Source organism: Thermococcus atlanticus, assembly GCF_054657855.1.
Genome location: NZ_BAAHXX010000001.1, coordinates 1,749,360 through 1,765,699, shown reverse-complemented (window position 1 = coordinate 1,765,699; position 16,340 = coordinate 1,749,360). Strand labels below are relative to the sequence as shown.

Below are 16,340 nucleotides of genomic sequence, written 5' to 3'. Positions count from 1 at the left end.
ACCTCCTCATCCAAACATCCATTCCTCAAGAATCTGCCCCGCTTCTTTAAATGCAATCCCCGCATAACTCCTGGGCCTGTACCGGATCACGGGAACTCCCACGTTTATTGAAGAAGGAACCGTATCATCGAATGGAATTGCGCCCAGAACAGGGACGTTTAAATCCTCCTCCACGGCCTCTATTATATCATTCACAACATCCTGTGATTCCCTTATTTTGTTCAAAATGACTCCGATTTTAAGGCCGTATTCATCTCCAAGTGCCTTCAGTTTCTCAACTTCATTTTTCACCATAATCTCAAAGGAGTAGATGGGGGATCTCTCAATCTCCACGACTATGAGCTGGTAGTTTGCCACCTCGAAGGTTGGCAGTGTATCGAAGGGAACACCCGTTGGAGAATCCACGAATACGACACCGAACTTATACTTCATGTCCTCCACTATGTCCCTGAGCCTTTTGGGGGAGATTCCAAGGACATCCTGGAGATTTGTGCTGCCCGGCATAACATAGACCCCTGTATCGGGGTGTTTATAAATTGCCCACTCTGGATCCATATTGGGATCCTTCAAAAGCGAATGAACGGTGTATTTAACATTCTCAAGTGCAAAATGAAAGCCAAGATTGGGCAGGTACAGGTCTCCATCAATTGCGAGTGCGCGGTATTCCCGGCCGGCAAAATAGGCACTCAGATTGGCTGTTGTTGTGGTTTTTCCTGCACCCCCCCGGCCTGTTACAATAACAACCGCCATTTAAGCTCCCTCTCAGTGCTCCTCCCTAGTCCACGTGATTTTTTAACCTAAACAGAATATAAGGTTTTCTGATAAATGAGACAATATTAAAAGAACAAGAACATAAAACCCCTTTAACCAATGACCTCTGCGAATGCAAATTTCTGCTTCACATTATTTATAACAATCTCAACCTCATCTCCAATCTGAGTTTTCGGCACAAAAATAACAAACCCTTTAATTCTGGCGATACCATCCCCGGCCTTTCCCATGGCCTCAATTTTTACCCTGTATCTTTCACCAACCTTAACGGGGGGCTGGGAAGTGAATCTTTTCCTCGGTCTGTCTTCAAACCTTCTACCCTCCAACTCAGACACCACCGGTAAGGGGTTGCATTATAAGAGATGCCCTTGAGGTATTTAAAGCTTTGGTGCCGATGATGCCTGAAAAGAGGGGCGCGGTCTTCTTTATCTTCTGAGAGCCTCAGGGTATGGGGGATTCGTTCAAAAGATTTATATCGGATGTCCATTTAGATACTCATGTAATCGTTTTATGGAGATGATAAAGATGGATGAAAAGATGCTCGCAATTATGAAAACAAAGCCTGCCTATGGAGCGGAGCTCGTTGAAGTTGATGTTCCAAAACCCGGGCCCGGAGAGGTTCTGATCAGGGTTCTGGCAACCACCATCTGTGGAACCGATTTGCACATCTACGAGTGGAACGAGTGGGCACAGAGCAGAATTAAGACCCCCCAGATAATGGGGCATGAGGTGGCCGGAGAAGTCGTAGAGGTTGGTCAGGGTGTCGATAACCTTGAGGTCGGCGACTATATCTCCGCAGAGACGCATATAGTCTGCGGCAAATGCTATCAGTGCAGGACAGGGAACTACCATGTCTGTCAGAATACGAAGATTTTTGGCGTCGATATGGATGGTGTATTCGCCGAGTACGCAATAGTCCCCGCCCAGAACGCATGGAAGAACCCCAAGGGCATGCCTCCGGAATATGCCTCGCTTCAGGAGCCCCTTGGAAATGCAGTCGACACAGTCTTAGCAGGCCCAATAGCGGGCAAAAGCACGCTCATCACAGGGGCCGGACCGCTGGGGCTTCTGGGAATAACCGTCGCAAAGGCCAGCGGTGCGTATCCTGTTATAGTAAGTGAGCCGAGTGAATTCAGGAGGAAGCTGGCCGAGAAAGTTGGGGCTGACTACATAATCAACCCCTTCGAGGAGGACGTTGTCAAGGAGGTCAGGGATATAACGGACGGCAACGGTGTCGACGTGTTCCTTGAGTTCAGCGGTGCTCCAAAAGCCCTTGAACAGGGTCTGCAGGCGGTAACTCCCGGTGGGCGGGTTTCCCTGCTCGGTCTCTTCCCGAGGGATGTTACGGTAGATTTTAACAACCTGATAATCTTCAAATCGCTGACCATCCACGGTATCACAGGAAGACATCTGTGGAACACATGGTATACGGTTTCAAGGCTCATACAGAGCGGCAAGCTGAATCTTGAGCCTGTGCTTACCCACAGATACAAGGGATTTGATAAATTCGAAGAGGCCTTCGAGCTGATGCGGGCGGGCAAGACCGGAAAGGTTGTTTTCTTCCCACAGAAGGCCTGATAATTTTTCTATCTTTTTCAACCGCAATTTTTAAGTAACTTCTATCCGTATTCAACCCGGGAGGTGACTTTATGGACCTGAGCTATCAGGAAAAGATAACTCTCATCAGACTCAAAGACCTGAGGAAGGTAAAATTTGATGAGCTGGTTAAAGAAACTGGTCTGGATCAGGTTGCCGTTATGAGAGCAGTCCTCTGGCTTCAGAGCAAGGGGCTTGCAAAGCTCCATGAGAGGGAGAAAAATTTTGTCAGGCTCACAGACACAGGGAAAAAGTACCTTGAGATTGGACTTCCTGAAAGGAGGGCCCTTAAAGTTCTCAGGGAGAAAGGCAAGGTCACGCTGGATGACCTGAAGGAGGTTCTGAGCGAAGACGAGCTCAGGCCCATTGTGGGAATCCTGAGAAAGGAGGGCTGGGTATCTGTAAGGAAGGAAGACGGAAAGCTTGTCCTTGAGATAACCGATAAAGGCCTGAAAGCTGGGGAGCGGCCGATTGATAAAGCGCTGAAACTCCTTTCCGAAAAAGGCGAGGTTGAAACAGGCGAGATTTCAAAGCTCCTGCCTGTCAGGGAGCTTAAAAGGAGGAAGATTGCGGAGGAGGAAAGCAGAACCGAGAGGGAGGTTGAGATAACCGAGGAGGGTCTGAGAATTGCTGAAAAGGACCTGAAAATAAAAGAGGAGATTTCCTTCCTGACCCCCGAGCTGATAAAGTCGGGAAAATGGAGGGAAGTTGAGTTCAAACGCTTCAACATAGAAGCTCCTGTTAGGAGAATTTATCCCGGGAAAAAGCAGCCTTACAGAGCGTTTCTCGACAGGATCAGGAGGAAGCTTATAGAGATGGGGTTCATCGAGATGACGGCTGAGAGTCTCATAGAGACCCAGTTCTGGAACTTCGATGCCCTCTTCCAGCCCCAGAACCATCCTGCGAGGGAATGGACAGACACATATCAGCTTAAATATCCAAAAACGGGGCACCTGCCCGGAAAGGAGCTTGTTGAGAGGGTTAAGGCGGCTCATGAGAACGGGTGGATTACAGGTTCAAGAGGCTGGGAGTATGTGTGGAGCCCTGAGAGGGCGATGCTACTCATGCCGAGGGCTCATGGAACCGCACTGAGCGGGAGGCAGCTTGCCGGAGGGGTTCAGATTCCGGGCAAATACTTCACGATACAGAGGGTTTTCAGGCCCGATGTGCTTGACAGGACTCATCTCATCGAGTTCAATCAGGTCGACGGCTTCGTTGTCGGTGAAGACCTGACTTTCAGGCACCTGCTCGGCATACTGAAACGCTTTGCCGTTGAGATAGCTGGAGCAAAAAAGGTCAAGTTCCTGCCAGACTATTATCCCTTCACGGAGCCCAGTGTCCAGATGAGTGCATACCACGAGGAGCTCGGCTGGGTGGAGTTCGGCGGTGCCGGAATCTTCCGCGAGGAGATGACCAAAGCTCTCGGCATAGACGTTCCTGTCATAGCATGGGGGATAGGGATAGACAGGCTGGCCATGTTTAAGCTTGGAATAGACGACATCCGCTATCTGTTCAGCTACGACCTGAAGTGGCTCAGGGAGGCTAAGATAATCTGGTGAGGTGATGAGGATGCCGAAGTTTGATGTGTCCAAGGATGATCTGGAAAGGCTCGTCGGGGAAACATTCACGGTTGAGGAATGGGAAGACCTGTTTCTCTATGCCAAATGCGAGCTGGATGACATGTGGGAAGAAGATGGAAAGATTTACTTCAAAGCTGACTCCAAGGATACCAACAGACCCGACCTCTGGAGTGCCGAAGGAATAGCGAGGCAGATAAAATGGGCTCTCGGGAAGGGCCGCGGTCTCCCCAGATATGATGTGGAGGAGAGCGGCGTCGAGGTTTATGTTGATGAAAAGCTCGCCAGCATAAGGCCCTACGGTGTCTATGCGCTTGTTGAGGGACTCAGCCTCGATGAGGAAGCTTTGAGGCAGATGATAAACCTTCAGGAAAAGGTTGCTCTAACCTTTGGGAGGAGAAGGAGGGAGGTCGCCATAGGAATATTTGACTTTGATAAAGTAAAACCTCCGATATACTACAGGGCCGCCGATAGGAATGAGAAGTTCATACCCCTTGGATTTGAAGAGGAGCTAACCCTCGATGAGATTCTTGAGAAGCACGAGAAGGGAAGGGAATACGGTCACCTGATTAAGGACAAACCATACTATCCGCTCCTCGTCGACAGCGAGGGTAATGTCCTCTCAATGCCGCCCGTGATAAACTCCGAGCTTACAGGAAGGGTTACGGAGAATACCAGAAACGTGTTTGTTGATATCACCGGATGGGATCTGAAAAAGATAATGCTGGCACTCAATGTTGTCGTCACGGCCATGGCAGAGCGCGGCGGAAAAATCAGGAGCGTTAGGGTGATATACAAGGATTTTGAAATCAGGACACCGGATTTGACCCCTAAAAGCTTTGAGGTGGAGATTGATTACATCAGAAAGCTCACGGGTGTTGAGCTGAGCGATGAAGAGATTAAGGGGCTCCTTGAGAGGATGTTCTATGAGGTTGAGCTCGCGGACGGAAAGGCCAGGTTGAGATATCCCGCCTTCAGGGACGACATAATGCATCCGAGGGATGTTCTTGAGGATGTTCTCATTGCGTACGGCTACAATGAGATAGAACCGGAGGAGCCGAAGCTTGTTGTTCAGGGGAAGGGGGACGAATTTATCGATTTTGAAAACGCAGTCAGGGAGCTTATGATAGGCTTTGGCCTTCAGGAGGTCATGACCTTCAACCTGACGAATAAGGATGCTCAGTTTGCCAGGATGAACATCCCGTATGGGGACCTCGTGGAAATTGAAAACCCGATAAGTCCCAAATGGAGCGCCCTGCGCAGATGGCTTCTTCCAAGCCTGATGGAGTTCCTCAGCTTAAACACTCATGAGGAGTACCCCCAGAGGATATTTGAAGTCGGTAAGGCCACGCTGATAGACGAGAACAGGGAGACAAAAACCGTTAGTGAAAGCAAACTGGCAGTTGCCATCGCTCATCCGAGGGTTACATTCACGGAGGCCAAGGAAATCCTCGATAGCGTGATGCGCCATCTTGGGGCTGACTACAGAATAGAGGGGATTGAGCACGGTTCGTTCATCCCGGGAAGGGCAGGAAGGATACTCGTGGGAGATAAAGAGGTTGGAATAATCGGAGAGATTCATCCGCAGGTGCTGGAGAACTGGGGTATGGAAATGCCTGTGGCGGGGTTTGAAATCTTCCTCAGGTCTTTTTACAGGCCTTCCCCATAAGACCCGGTGGTGCAGATGAACTTCAACTTCGGTTTAATCTTTTTAATAGCCCTCGCATTTCTTCTGGGCTCATATCTCCCCAAGCTGATGAGCGAGCACAGGGACTGGGGCAGGCTTCTGGTTATACTCCTGCTGGTGGCGCTGACGATATTCAACTGGAAAACAAAAGGGCCGAGGGAGGCCTATGTCTACTTTGAGATAGTTATACTGCTCCTTTTCGGTATCGTGGATTATCTCAGGGAGTTCTGGATAAAGGTGCTCATGTTGCTCGTTCTGATAGCCACGGGGATTCTGGGTCTCACCCTCTACAGATTTGAAATGACCGTGACGGATGTAATGGGGGTGGTGATAAGTTCAGCGGTGGCCCTTTATGGCTTTGCCTATCTGGGCTATCTTGTTGTCGAGAGAAGAGAAATGAGAGCTAAGAGAGGGAAGGCTTCTTAATCTTGAGCCTCTTTTCAAGTCTCTTAATCAGCTGGGTTAGCATTATTTCAAAATTCTCAACCGCACTGAGCACCTCTTTATCATTTATACAGCTGTTCTCCATCTCAACCCCTCCATGTGTGCATCCTGCACGTGAGTATTTAAAGTTTGTCTCACTGTTCTTGTCAATGATTCGAAAAAAACCGGGCGTATCTTAAATTGGCTGAATATTTTCCTTTTACGTTTGTAAATTTTTACATAGGGAAAGGCATCAATGCTTTTCAGGGGTGATGGAGGCTGTTTTGTGTGCATTGATGCCCCTGAATTTCTGATAAAAAAAGCACGGAAACAGTATATCACCCCCAAAAATCTTTTATAATGGACGGCCAATAGATTATCCGGGATTGTAAATGAGAATTGCCCTAAAGATAGCCTATGACGGGAGTAAATTTTACGGCTTTCAGCGACAACCGGATGTAAGGACTGTTGAGGGGGAGCTGTTGAAGGCCCTCAGAAAGCTGGGGGTAATAGGGGATCCCAGAGAAGCCGGGTTTCAGGGGGCTTCCAGAACTGACAGGGGGGTTTCGGCGTTTTTTAATGTCGTTGCATTCAACACTGAAAATCCGAAACTGGCCATGCCCAGAATCCTGAACCACCAGCTCAGGGATGTGTGGGTTCTCGGGATAGCGGAGGTTCCTGAGGACTTCCACCCGAGATTTTACGCCAGGGGCAAGACCTACAGGTACTATCTTCCGGATGAGGGATTTGATATTGACTCCATGAGAGATTGCGGATGTCTCTTCATCGGAGAGCACAACTTCTCAAATTTCGCACGCCTTGAGAGGGGTAAAAATCCTGTGAGGAGGATAACGAACCTGAGGATTATGAAACAGAATGACATCGCTGTGATTGAAATCTCAGGAGAGAGCTTCCTGTGGGAGATGGTCAGGAGGATTGTAACGGCGCTAAAGCTGTGCGGTCTCGGGGTTCTCGGAATGAATGAAATAAGGGAAATGCTGGAGCTGAAGGTTAAAAGAAAGCTTCCCCCTGCACCTGCTGAAAATCTGGTGCTCTGGAAGATTGAATACGAAAATCTGCGCTTTGAGATTGATGGGTACTCACTGGAAAAGGCAAAGAAAGAGTTCTTTGAAAGATATAAGCTTGCCGCTGTCAGGGCATCACTCTTCAGGGATTTTTATGCCGGACTTCCTTGATCTCATTTCCCTGTCATAGAAGCTCCCGTAGTACTGCTTAAGGGCTTTTTGTCTCTCAATGAAATGCGTGAATAGCAGGGGATCGTCGTCCTGTATATCAACTATAACGGCTTTCATGCCCCTTTTAGGTCTCAGAGCCCTTCCTATGGTCTGGATTGTCATTATGTCGCTTTTTCCTCCACCCGCAAGGATTATCGTTGATATCTCGGGTATATCAACGCCCTCCTTTAGCAGCGTCGAGACGAGAATGCTGATCTCGCCGTTTTTGAACTTTTCGAGAATCTCCCATCTGTCAGGGCTCTGTGAGCTCAGGAATTCAACATTCACGCCGTTTCTTCTGAGCATCTCAACGAGAATTTTGCCGTGCTCTATCCTCCTCACGTCAATCAGAACCCTGTGCCCCTTTTTTGCGAGCTCAAGGGCTTTCTTCACAATCGCCCTGTTCCTCTCCTCGTTGTTCATTATCATGTCCTCATAAAGCTCCTTGTAGCGCTCGCTGAAGGAGGGCATTTTCGATTCATAGGTTATGATGTCAAATTTTGGCTTTGCGAGGAAGCCCTCCTTTATCAGATCCTCGGCCTTGACCTCATAGAGAGTCGGTCCGACAACAGCCTCAATCTTTATCTCCTCCCCCCTGATCCTCCTCCACGGGGTTGCGGAAAGGCCGAAGCGGTAGACCTGGGGCAGGGACATTCCCAACCTGTAAAACTTCTCCGCGGCTGATGTTCTGTGGCATTCATCAAACAGAACTGCGGCGTATTCAAGCTCCAGCTTATCGACTCCCCTCGACAGGAGGGTCTGTATCATGGCTATTGTGACGGGTTTTTCGTTCCATTTATTGTCCCCGACTATACCTGCCTCCAGACCCAGCACATCCTCAACCTTTTCCGCCCACTGATAGAGGAGCTCCTTTGTGTGGACAACTATCATGGCCGACAGGTCGAGTTCATGTATTATCCTGAGTCCAACTATGGTTTTCCCGCTGCCTACCGGCAGTGCCAGAACACCCATTTTGGCCTTCAGGGCTTTTTTAACCGCCTTCTGCTGGTATTTTCGAAGGCTGTATTTCGGGTTCCATTTTGAATTCAGGGGTACCCCCATATCATCCCTCTCGTCTATTATCCTCACCCTGTACCCCTTACAGTTCAGAAATGTTTTCACACGTGGCAGGAGGCCCACGGGGAAGGTTTTTTCATATGGGTCGTACAGGCTTTCCGGCTTTTCCCATTTGCCATAGTCCTTTTTGTAGCTGAGCAGGTCATATATCTGGAAATATATCTTCGGGTCAGCTTTCTCAATAATGACCTTTGCAGAGCCCTTTGGAATGCGAAGCCTTACCATTCCCATTGGCAATCAAATTGAAAATTTGGAGAAGCCCCTTTATAGGTTTTTTGATTTCAGGGGGCGTGTCCAAAGTCGGGGTTGTTTTCGTTTGATGCTTTATTGAAGTTTTTGCACCCTCAGGGAAAACCACCTGAGGGGCTAACCGCATAACTCAACCATCAAGACATGCCCTGATTTCGAAATGGTCTCGCTAACAGCGGGAAAAATACAAAATGCTAAAAAGGCCGGGGAGTATTCTCTACGGTGATATCATGCTCAGGGAGATTATTGAGGGTTTTGGAGATGAGGTTGTCAGGGTGAGCACCCCCGTGCGGAAGGAGCTTGAGATAACAAAATACCTGCTGAGATACAGAGACAGGCCTGTCCTTTTTGAGGATGTGGATGGCTGGCAGGTTGCCGGCAATATATGGAGCACCCGGGAGAGAATAGCCCGATACCTCGGGGTGGGTAAGGAGGGCATCCTCCATATTCTGGCGGAGGGCATGGAAAATCCGCAGCCATACCGGGCTGTGAAGGATGCCCCTTTTCTGAAGAATTCGACAGAGGATTTCTCGCTGCTGGAGCTGCCCGTTCCCAGATATTTCCCGGAGGATGGAGGCAGATATTTTACATCGGCGGTTATAGCTGCAAAAGATGATGATGGCTTTGTCAATCTCTCATTCCACAGAATGATGGTTGTTGACGAAAGGAGGGCGGCAATACGTCTCGTCCCCAGGCATCTCTACTCCATGTGGCGGGATAAAGTGGAGCGGGGGGAGGAGCTGGACATAAGGATTATGGTCGGAAATCCGGTGCACATTCTTCTGGCCGGAGCAACAAGCGTGGCCTATGGAGTCAGCGAGCTTGAAATCGCATCATCCCTGAGCTGGAAAGCCTTCGGAAAGCCGCTGGAAGTGGTTGAGGTTGGGGGTATCCCGGTTCCGGTGGAGACAGAATTTGTGTTTGAGGCCAAAATCCTGCCCGAACTCACGGATGAAGGGCCCTTTGTGGACATAACCGGAACCTACGATTACGTCAGAAAGCAGCCCGTTGTGGTTTTTGAGAGGATGTATCATGCTGATAACCCGGTTTTCCATGCCCTCCTTCCCGGAGGCTACGAGCACTACATGCTCATGGGCCTGCCCAAGGAGCCCCAGATTTATGCAGCGGTTAAGAGGGTTGTGCCGAAGGTTCACGGTGTAAGGCTGACTGAGGGGGGAGCGATGTGGCTGCATGCCGTTGTGAGCATTACAAAGCAGCATGAGGGGGATGGCAAGAACGCCATCTTAGCGGCATTTGCCGGCCACCCGAGCCTGAAACACGTCACGGTGGTCGATGAGGATATAGACATCTACGACGACAGGGATGTTGAATGGGCTGTGGCCACGAGATTTCAGGCCGATAGAGACCTGGTTTTAATTCCCAATGCCCGCGGAAGCTCTCTTGATCCCTCCTCTGAGAAAAGCCTTACCGCCAAATGGGGCATAGATGCCACAAAGCCTCTTGAGAGAAGGGAAGAATTTGAAAGGGCAAAGCTTTAGCTCTCGCTCCTCTTCAGAGAAGAGCCTGGCTGCCAGATGGGATATAGATGCAACAACGCCCTTCAGCAAAAAGAAGAATTTGAAAGGGCAAAGCTTAGCCCCTATTCAACCATTTTCAGGAAAATCTCCTCTAAGGTGGGCTCTCTGACCTGCATCGTCAGTATTTTGGCTCCCTGAGATGCCACAAAGTCGTGAATTTCCTCCCTTATGTCGCCCGGGGCCGCGATTCTGTATTTCTTTTCTCCGAGGGGGCTCACCTTCCATTCAACTCCATCAAACGACACCGGTCTGCTTGTCTCGACTATTATTGTATAGCCAGCCCTCCGGAGGAATTCGCGCTTGATGCTTTCGAGGTTGTCCTCAACTATAAGCTTTCCCTTAACGATGACCCCCACGGTATCGCATATCTCCTCCACATGGGCCAGTATGTGGGAGGAGAAGAATACGGTTTTGCCCTCCCTGTTCAGCTCCCTGATTATGCCCTTGAACTCTGCGATTCCCGAGGGATCGAGGCCCGTCATGGGTTCATCGAGGATTAGGAGCTCCGGGTCGTTGATGAGGGACTGGGCCAGCAGGAGCCTCTGCCTCATCCCCTTTGAAAACTTGCCCACTTTCTTGTTTCTTACATCCCAGAGGTTAAGGAGCTTCAGAAGCTCCTCGGAGCGCTCTGCCCTTTTTCCCTTCGGAATCCCAAAGGCCTCTCCGATCATGTCCAGGGTCTGCAGGGGTGTCAGGAACTCCCAGAGGGTGGCGTGCTCGGGCATGTATCCTATTTTTCTCTTGACCTCAACGAGGCTGCTCTCGTCATATTTCCCATCCCTGAAAACCTCAGTGTCGAAGAGCTCAATTCTGCCCTGCTGGGGAAATATAAGGCCCAGTGTGCTCAGTATCGTCGTGCTTTTGCCTGCCCCGTTCGGCCCCAGGAATCCATAAATCTGCCCCTTTCTGACTTCGAGATTGAGTCCATTGAGGGCCTTCACATCACCATAGGTCTTGATGAGGTTTTCTATGTGCAGTATCATCGCCATCACCTCAAATCCATCCTGAGGAAGCGGTAAAATCCAACGAGCAGGTACAGGGCCGTGAGCCAGATTATGTGGGCAAGGTTTGTGAGGTTGTGCCTGATGGCGTATGCAACGCCGTTGTATCTGATGTTCCCCACCCTCCCTGAATTCGAGGAGGACATTGTGGATACATCGCCTGTTATTACCTTGACCTGCGATATGGGGTCATAAAACAGGTATTTTGTTGTGTATTCCTTCTGAATCTGCTGTACCTCCTCCATGCTGGTGTGGGGGTTGTTCATGGTGTCCTTGATTGCGAGGAATCCCACCATGCTCGGGACTATCATAAACACAATGAACATCACAGCCAGTGCCAGTCCGAGGGCTGTGGTGGCCGATTTTATGAGGGTCGAGATAATGTATCCGAGGGCCACGAGCTGTATCATGGCCAGAAGGAGCAGCAGGTTCAGGAGGAGGACATCGGTTACGAGCTGGGTCGTAAGCGAGCCCCCTATGTAGAGTATCCCTGCTATGCTGATTACTGTTGAGAACAGGATTGCTATGAGGAGGACGAGGATATGCGCCAGGAATTTCCCTCCTATGTAATGGAGCCTCTTTATCGGCTTGCTCATGGCTATCCTGAGGGTTCCCTTCTCAATTTCGCTGTTTATGGCGGTGGCACCGATTAAAAGGGCCAGAATTGCGACGAAGAAGCTCGTCATCCCCGTTATTGAGCTTATGAGCATGCTCATGGCAGCTTCATTTGTTATTTTCTCTCCGGACTGCAGGAAGAAGGACTTCATGATGTAGAATGAGGGTATGTAAAGCAGGGCCATTATGCCTATTATAACCCAGAACTTTTTTGTTCTCAGATTCTGCTTGAACTCCAGCCTGAATCCCCACATCATAAGCAACCACCCCTGTTACGGTTTCCAGAGATTACTAACATTGGAGATATAAAAACTTTTCTCCCAATAAGGGTTTAGCCAATAAATCTTAAAAGAGGAAGAAGGAGATTCAATGAAGGATTCTCAGTGCATAGGCCAGCTCTGCGTTAAGGATCGAGCCTCCCGCAGCGCCCCTGACAAGATTATGGCCGAGTGCGACGTATTTTATCCCGCTGTCTGCATTCTCCACCCTCCCAACTGTAACCGTTAAACCCCTTCCCCTGTCTCTGTGGAGCCTCGGTTGAGGAACCTCGCTGTATGCTATGGGCTTTTCGTATGAAGGCAGGCGATAAGCTCTGAGGGGGTCGAACCGTTCAAAGGCTTTCTTTATTTCGCTGATATCGGGGTTTTCAAGCTCAACAAAAACTGCTTCGGTGTGACCGTGGAGGACTGGAACTCTTGCTGCTATTGCCGATATCCCGAATTCGGCGGGTTCGATTTTTCCATCAATTATCTCTCCGAATATTTTCCTGCTTTCGTTTTCAATCTTCCATTCCTCTCCCTCTATGAGCGGAATCACGTTGTCCTGTATGGCAAACGCAGAAAGCCCGGAGAAGCCGGCACCGCTTACAGCCTGCATCGTCGCCACCCTGATTTTCCTGATTCCGAATTCCCTCAGGGGTGCCAGTGAAAGCGCCAGTATGGCCGTTGAGCAGTTTGGGTTTGCAACTATAAACCCACCCCACCCGCGGTTCCTCTTTTGGGTCTCCACAAGCGCAAGGTGCTTCTCGTTCACCTCTGGGACGAGAATCGGCACATCGTCCTCATATCTGTGGCTCCTCGCATTTGTAAACACGGGAATCCGTCGGGCCAGCTTTTCCTCAACTCTGCCAGCAATTGAAGCCGGCAGCGCCGAGAACACCAGCTCCACATCAGGATTTCTCAGAAATTCCTCAAGGGACGTCAGTTCCATATCTGCAAACTCGGGAGGAGAGTCCTCTACCAGCTCCCCGTATTTTCTTCCGGCGGATCTCTCGGATGCGACAAGCTTCTCCACTTCAAACCATGGATGGTTCTGGAGGAGGGCAACAAATTCCCTCCCCACAAGCCCGGTCGCTCCAAGCACAGCTGTTCTCATTCCATCCTCCTCCTGAAGGCTTCCATGGTGGGTTCTATCGGTTCGGGAAGGGTGAAGTTTTCAAGGATTATATTTGGATCCTTCAGCCCGTGCCCCGTGGTTATGAGGACGGTGCTTTCGTCGGGGCCAATTTCATCCCCCATCTTTATCAGCCCCGCCAGTGAGGATGCCGATGCGGGTTCAACGAATATTCCCTCCTCCGACGCCAGGAGCTTCTGGGCCTTCAGTATCTCATCATCGCCAACGCTCTCAAATGTACCGCCCGATTCTTTCACGGCGCGCCATGCTTTGGGCCAGTTTGCTGGATTTCCTATCCTTATTGCGGTTGCCACCGTTTCGGGTTTTTTCAGAGGTTTGAAGGCCTGACCTCCCTTCCACGCCCTCACTATCGGTGATGCCCCTTCAGCCTGTATTCCAATCATCCTCGGCAGACTGTCCGTAAATCCGGCTTCATAGAGCTCCCTGAACCCCTTCCATATGGCCGATATGTTTCCTGCGTTTCCCACCGGCAGAATAATGTTTTCAGGAACAAATCCGAGCTGGTCATATATCTCGAATGCTATCGTTTTCTGTCCCTCAAGGCGGAAGGAATTTATTGAATTGAGCATGTAGACACCAAGCTCTTTACTTGCTTCCACCACTAATCCGAGAGCATCATCAAAATTCCCCCTCACGGGAACGACCTTTGCTCCATAAACTATGGCCTGAGCAAGCTTTCCCAGCGCTATCTTTCCCTCAGGAACGAGAACATATGCATCGATACCCGCCTTCGCAGCATATGCGGCCAGAGAGGCCGAGGTATTTCCCGTCGAGGCACAGATAACCCTTTCCATCCCGAGCTCCAGAGCCTTGCTAACACCGACCGTCATGCCCCTGTCCTTGAACGAACCGGTGGGATTTGCTCCCTCGTTCTTGACATAAAGTTCCTTCATTCCGAGCTTTTTTTGAAGGTTCTCCAGCCGGTAAAGGGGAGTTCCCCCTTCATTGAGGGAAACCCTCTTTTCAACCGGAATAAACCCCCTGTATTTCCAGAGAGTTATATTTCTCCCATCGAATACGTTTTCAGACCCATCCAGATTCACAATGACTTCAAGCAGCCCTCCACATTCGCACCTGTACCTTACCTCGTCTTCCCCATATACCCTTCCGCATTTTATACATCTGAGCATTTTGCTCCACCTCCCACCTTAACTACCCGATAATCCGCTCTGATTCCGGCATCCTCAAAGGCCTCCTTCATGGCCTTCCCTATGCCCTCCAGCCCCTCACCCAGGGCAAACATTGCGGGCCCTGAACCCGAGATAGAAACACCGTATGCCCCGCTCTCCAGTGCGGCATTTCTTACCCTGTCAAACCACGGCATGAGGGACTTCCTGTACGGTATGGCCAGATGATCATCCAGAAGCCTTCCGGCAGTCTCGATGTCGCCGTCTTTGAGGGCCGAGATGAGAGCGCTGGCAAGCGCAACATTCCTGACCGCATCCTTCAGCGGCACGTACTCCGGCAGCACTTTCCTCGCCCTTTTTGTACTTATCTCAATCTCCGGCAGGACGACGACGAGCCTGAAGTCCACATCGAGCCTGAACACTTCGAGAGGTGAGAGTGATTTTGTTATTGTGAACCCTCCAAACAGGGAGGGAACCACGTTGTCCCCGTGTGCACTCCCGGATGCTGCTTTCTCCCCCTCAAGCGCCGCTTTTATTATACGCTGCCTGTCCTCAATCCCCAGAAGCTTTGCCATTGCCAGCGCCCCTCCCAGAGCGGAGGCTCCGGAGCTGCCGAGCCCGCTTTTCGGCCTTATTCCCTTGTGGATGCTCATTTCAAACTTGACTTCAGCTCCCGCCATCCTGGCAAGCCTGAGAGCGGCGATTGAGGCGACGTTCCTCAGGGGGTCTTCAGGGATTTTGAGCCTGAATCCATGCACCCTGAGCGTGAGACTGCTGCTCTCCCTTATTCTGATGACGTCAAAGGGTTCATTCAGGCACAGGCCAAAGACATCGAATCCCGGCCCGAAGTTTGCCACCGTCGCCTGGGTCAATACCTTCATCCAAAAATCACCTCATGAATCTCATTCAAGGCATGGCTTAGTTCGCTTTTATCGACGGAGAAGCACACATAATGGGAACCTCTCCTTGAGACCCTGTATTCCCCTATCCCGGGAATCTCCGTGGTGTTTATAACCGAAATTTCCGCCCTTTCCTCAAGCTCTCTGTGCACGATTATCGGCCATCCCGAACCCGTCCTGGAAATCAGGGTTCCGAGCTTCCAGCTGCTTGTTTTCCCGAGTATTAAGGGAATCCTATCCTGGAGGGGCTCTACTGCTTTTTCGTGCAGGGCTTTCATTCCAAGCGCTGAAGCCATTGAGGCTTCATGATAGGAGACAAAGGGTATGAGGAATGCATCCCTCACCAGCTTTGGATCTGCCGTGTAAATCCCGCTTACATCGCTCATCACTGCGACGGCTCTTGCATTCAGAAGCAAACCCATGACTGAAGCCGTGTAATCGCTGCCCCCTCTCCCGAGTGTTATCCTGAACCCACCCCTGTTCCCCAGAAATCCCGTTACAACCGGAACCATTCCGTTCTCCAGAAGCCTCTCTATCGGGTGGATTTTCTCCGCGGTCCTTTCAATATCAACTTCACCGCAACCGAACCTGCCCCTGGCTTCAACAACGTGGAACGCATCAACCGGAACCGAGGGTATTCCTTTCCCTTCAAGTGCCCTTGAAAAGAGTTCTGCAGAAAGTCTCTCTCCGAAGGAGAGGATATGATCTTTCCATGCATCCCTTGAAGGAAACATCTCCGGGTTTTCGAGGATGAATTCAAGCTCCCTGAAGTAGCCCGAGATATCCGCCCCCACCCTTCTGGCAGCCCTCTCATGGAGCCTCTCCATCTCATCCAGGATGCGGGGTTCATGGCTTCTGGAGAGCTCCAAGAGGCTGTCTGTAATCCCTTTCAGGGCCGAGACAACAACCACAACGCTGTTGTTTTCCCTGAGATGCTGAACGAGCTCTAAGGCTTCTCCAAAAGAGTTCTTAAGGGAACTTCCCCCGAATTTAACCACTATTCTTCTGGAGAGTTTGTAAACCACCCAATTGAATCACCTGTCTGGGAGAGTCCTCATTCAATATAAGGCTTTCTGAAGGTTTTTTGGAGTTTTGATAATAACAGGCTGTTTTTGATAAAGAATTTTGATGA

16 protein-coding genes are annotated in these 16,340 nt (G+C 50.2%); 6 read left to right on the top strand and 10 right to left on the bottom strand.

Going from position 1 to position 16,340, the window contains the following annotated elements; all coding sequences use genetic code 11:
• Positions 1-6: 6 nt before the first annotated feature.
• Together ACYQ27_RS09445 and ACYQ27_RS09440 are read right to left on the bottom strand one after the other, a co-directional pair.
• Positions 7-750 carry a MinD/ParA family ATP-binding protein gene (locus tag ACYQ27_RS09445; RefSeq protein ID WP_456454026.1) on the bottom strand — a complete coding sequence of 248 codons (744 nt, stop codon included), beginning with the start codon at positions 748-750 and terminating at the stop codon, positions 7-9.
• Positions 751-863: 113 nt separating this feature from the next.
• Positions 864-1,097 (bottom strand): TRAM domain-containing RNA chaperone, encoded by a 234-nt coding sequence (locus ACYQ27_RS09440; protein ID WP_456394031.1) that lies wholly within the window; start codon positions 1,095-1,097, stop codon positions 864-866.
• A 199-nt stretch (positions 1,098-1,296) separates the two neighbouring features.
• On the opposite strand from ACYQ27_RS09440, the gene tdh reads away from it, so the two are divergent.
• The 4 genes from tdh to ACYQ27_RS09420 all read left to right on the top strand — a co-directional run bounded on the left by tdh (position 1,297) and on the right by ACYQ27_RS09420 (position 6,057).
• Positions 1,297-2,349, top strand: a complete 1,053-nt coding sequence (gene tdh, locus ACYQ27_RS09435) for an L-threonine 3-dehydrogenase (protein ID WP_456454049.1) — start codon at positions 1,297-1,299, stop codon at positions 2,347-2,349.
• A 71-nt stretch (positions 2,350-2,420) separates the two neighbouring features.
• Entirely contained in the window at positions 2,421-3,926 is a 1,506-nt protein-coding gene (gene pheS, locus ACYQ27_RS09430; RefSeq protein ID WP_460041529.1) for a phenylalanine--tRNA ligase subunit alpha, read from the top strand.
• A 10-nt stretch (positions 3,927-3,936) separates the two neighbouring features.
• On the top strand, positions 3,937-5,613 hold the full coding sequence (gene pheT, locus ACYQ27_RS09425; protein WP_456454051.1) for a phenylalanine--tRNA ligase subunit beta: 1,677 nt from the start codon (positions 3,937-3,939) through the stop codon (positions 5,611-5,613).
• Between the two features lie 6 nt (positions 5,614-5,619).
• Positions 5,620-6,057 carry a hypothetical protein gene (locus tag ACYQ27_RS09420; RefSeq protein WP_460041528.1) on the top strand — a complete coding sequence of 146 codons (438 nt, stop codon included), beginning with the start codon at positions 5,620-5,622 and terminating at the stop codon, positions 6,055-6,057.
• On the opposite strand, the gene ACYQ27_RS09415 is transcribed toward ACYQ27_RS09420, so the two are convergent.
• Positions 6,035-6,160 carry a hypothetical protein gene (locus ACYQ27_RS09415; RefSeq protein ID WP_460041527.1) on the bottom strand — a complete coding sequence of 42 codons (126 nt, stop codon included), beginning with the start codon at positions 6,158-6,160 and terminating at the stop codon, positions 6,035-6,037. The genes ACYQ27_RS09420 and ACYQ27_RS09415 overlap by 23 nt on opposite strands.
• Before the next feature lie 286 nt (positions 6,161-6,446).
• Between ACYQ27_RS09415 and truA the strand changes: the two genes are divergently transcribed.
• Complete coding sequence (gene truA / locus ACYQ27_RS09410) at positions 6,447-7,250, top strand: tRNA pseudouridine(38-40) synthase TruA (RefSeq protein WP_460041526.1); 804 nt, start codon at positions 6,447-6,449, stop codon at positions 7,248-7,250.
• Here truA and ACYQ27_RS09405 read toward each other — a convergent pair.
• Entirely contained in the window at positions 7,215-8,591 is a 1,377-nt protein-coding gene (locus ACYQ27_RS09405) for a DEAD/DEAH box helicase (RefSeq protein WP_456454053.1), read from the bottom strand. The two genes, truA and ACYQ27_RS09405, sit on opposite strands and share 36 nt — an antisense overlap.
• Positions 8,592-8,845: 254 nt before the next feature.
• Between ACYQ27_RS09405 and ACYQ27_RS09400 the strand changes: the two genes are divergently transcribed.
• Entirely contained in the window at positions 8,846-10,114 is a 1,269-nt protein-coding gene (locus ACYQ27_RS09400; RefSeq protein ID WP_456394039.1) for a UbiD family decarboxylase, read from the top strand.
• Between the two features lie 101 nt (positions 10,115-10,215).
• Here ACYQ27_RS09400 and ACYQ27_RS09395 read toward each other — a convergent pair whose 3' ends face one another.
• The 6 genes from ACYQ27_RS09395 to ACYQ27_RS09370 form a co-directional block, all read right to left on the bottom strand.
• On the bottom strand, positions 10,216-11,133 hold the full coding sequence (locus ACYQ27_RS09395; RefSeq protein ID WP_456394073.1) for an ABC transporter ATP-binding protein: 918 nt from the start codon (positions 11,131-11,133) through the stop codon (positions 10,216-10,218).
• Positions 11,134-11,141: 8 nt separating this feature from the next.
• Complete coding sequence (locus ACYQ27_RS09390; protein WP_456453537.1) at positions 11,142-12,026, bottom strand: ABC transporter permease subunit; 885 nt, start codon at positions 12,024-12,026, stop codon at positions 11,142-11,144.
• A gap of 109 nt (positions 12,027-12,135) precedes the next feature.
• Positions 12,136-13,143, bottom strand: coding sequence for an aspartate-semialdehyde dehydrogenase (gene asd / locus ACYQ27_RS09385; RefSeq protein WP_456453538.1), 1,008 nt, complete (start codon positions 13,141-13,143; stop codon positions 12,136-12,138).
• Positions 13,140-14,312, bottom strand: coding sequence for a threonine synthase (gene thrC / locus ACYQ27_RS09380; protein WP_460041525.1), 1,173 nt, complete (start codon positions 14,310-14,312; stop codon positions 13,140-13,142). The genes asd and thrC overlap by 4 nt, the downstream gene beginning before the upstream one ends.
• Positions 14,297-15,190 carry a homoserine kinase gene (locus ACYQ27_RS09375; RefSeq protein ID WP_456453540.1) on the bottom strand — a complete coding sequence of 298 codons (894 nt, stop codon included), beginning with the start codon at positions 15,188-15,190 and terminating at the stop codon, positions 14,297-14,299. Before ACYQ27_RS09375 ends, thrC begins: the two co-directional genes overlap by 16 nt.
• Positions 15,187-16,233: an aspartate kinase gene (locus ACYQ27_RS09370; protein ID WP_460041524.1), complete on the bottom strand. Its 1,047-nt coding sequence runs from the start codon at positions 16,231-16,233 to the stop codon at positions 15,187-15,189. Before ACYQ27_RS09370 ends, ACYQ27_RS09375 begins: the two co-directional genes overlap by 4 nt.
• Positions 16,234-16,340: the final 107 nt, after the last annotated feature.

What these genes read in the sequence shown, in the direction of transcription:
- ACYQ27_RS09375 (WP_456453540.1), bottom strand. Translation starts at nt 15,190, where the DNA reads ATGAAGGTATTGACCCAGGCGACGGTGGCAAACTTCGGGCCGGGATTC.
- pheS (WP_460041529.1), top strand. Translation starts at nt 2,421, where the DNA reads ATGGACCTGAGCTATCAGGAAAAGATAACTCTCATCAGACTCAAAGAC.
- ACYQ27_RS09415 (WP_460041527.1), bottom strand. Translation starts at nt 6,160, where the DNA reads ATGGAGAACAGCTGTATAAATGATAAAGAGGTGCTCAGTGCGGTTGAG.
- thrC (WP_460041525.1), bottom strand. Translation starts at nt 14,312, where the DNA reads ATGCTCAGATGTATAAAATGCGGAAGGGTATATGGGGAAGACGAGGTA.
- ACYQ27_RS09390 (WP_456453537.1), bottom strand. Translation starts at nt 12,026, where the DNA reads ATGATGTGGGGATTCAGGCTGGAGTTCAAGCAGAATCTGAGAACAAAA.
- ACYQ27_RS09400 (WP_456394039.1), top strand. Translation starts at nt 8,846, where the DNA reads ATGCTCAGGGAGATTATTGAGGGTTTTGGAGATGAGGTTGTCAGGGTG.
- truA (WP_460041526.1), top strand. Translation starts at nt 6,447, where the DNA reads ATGAGAATTGCCCTAAAGATAGCCTATGACGGGAGTAAATTTTACGGC.
- pheT (WP_456454051.1), top strand. Translation starts at nt 3,937, where the DNA reads ATGCCGAAGTTTGATGTGTCCAAGGATGATCTGGAAAGGCTCGTCGGG.
- tdh (WP_456454049.1), top strand. Translation starts at nt 1,297, where the DNA reads ATGGATGAAAAGATGCTCGCAATTATGAAAACAAAGCCTGCCTATGGA.
- asd (WP_456453538.1), bottom strand. Translation starts at nt 13,143, where the DNA reads ATGAGAACAGCTGTGCTTGGAGCGACCGGGCTTGTGGGGAGGGAATTT.
- ACYQ27_RS09405 (WP_456454053.1), bottom strand. Translation starts at nt 8,591, where the DNA reads ATGGTAAGGCTTCGCATTCCAAAGGGCTCTGCAAAGGTCATTATTGAG.
- ACYQ27_RS09445 (WP_456454026.1), bottom strand. Translation starts at nt 750, where the DNA reads ATGGCGGTTGTTATTGTAACAGGCCGGGGGGGTGCAGGAAAAACCACA.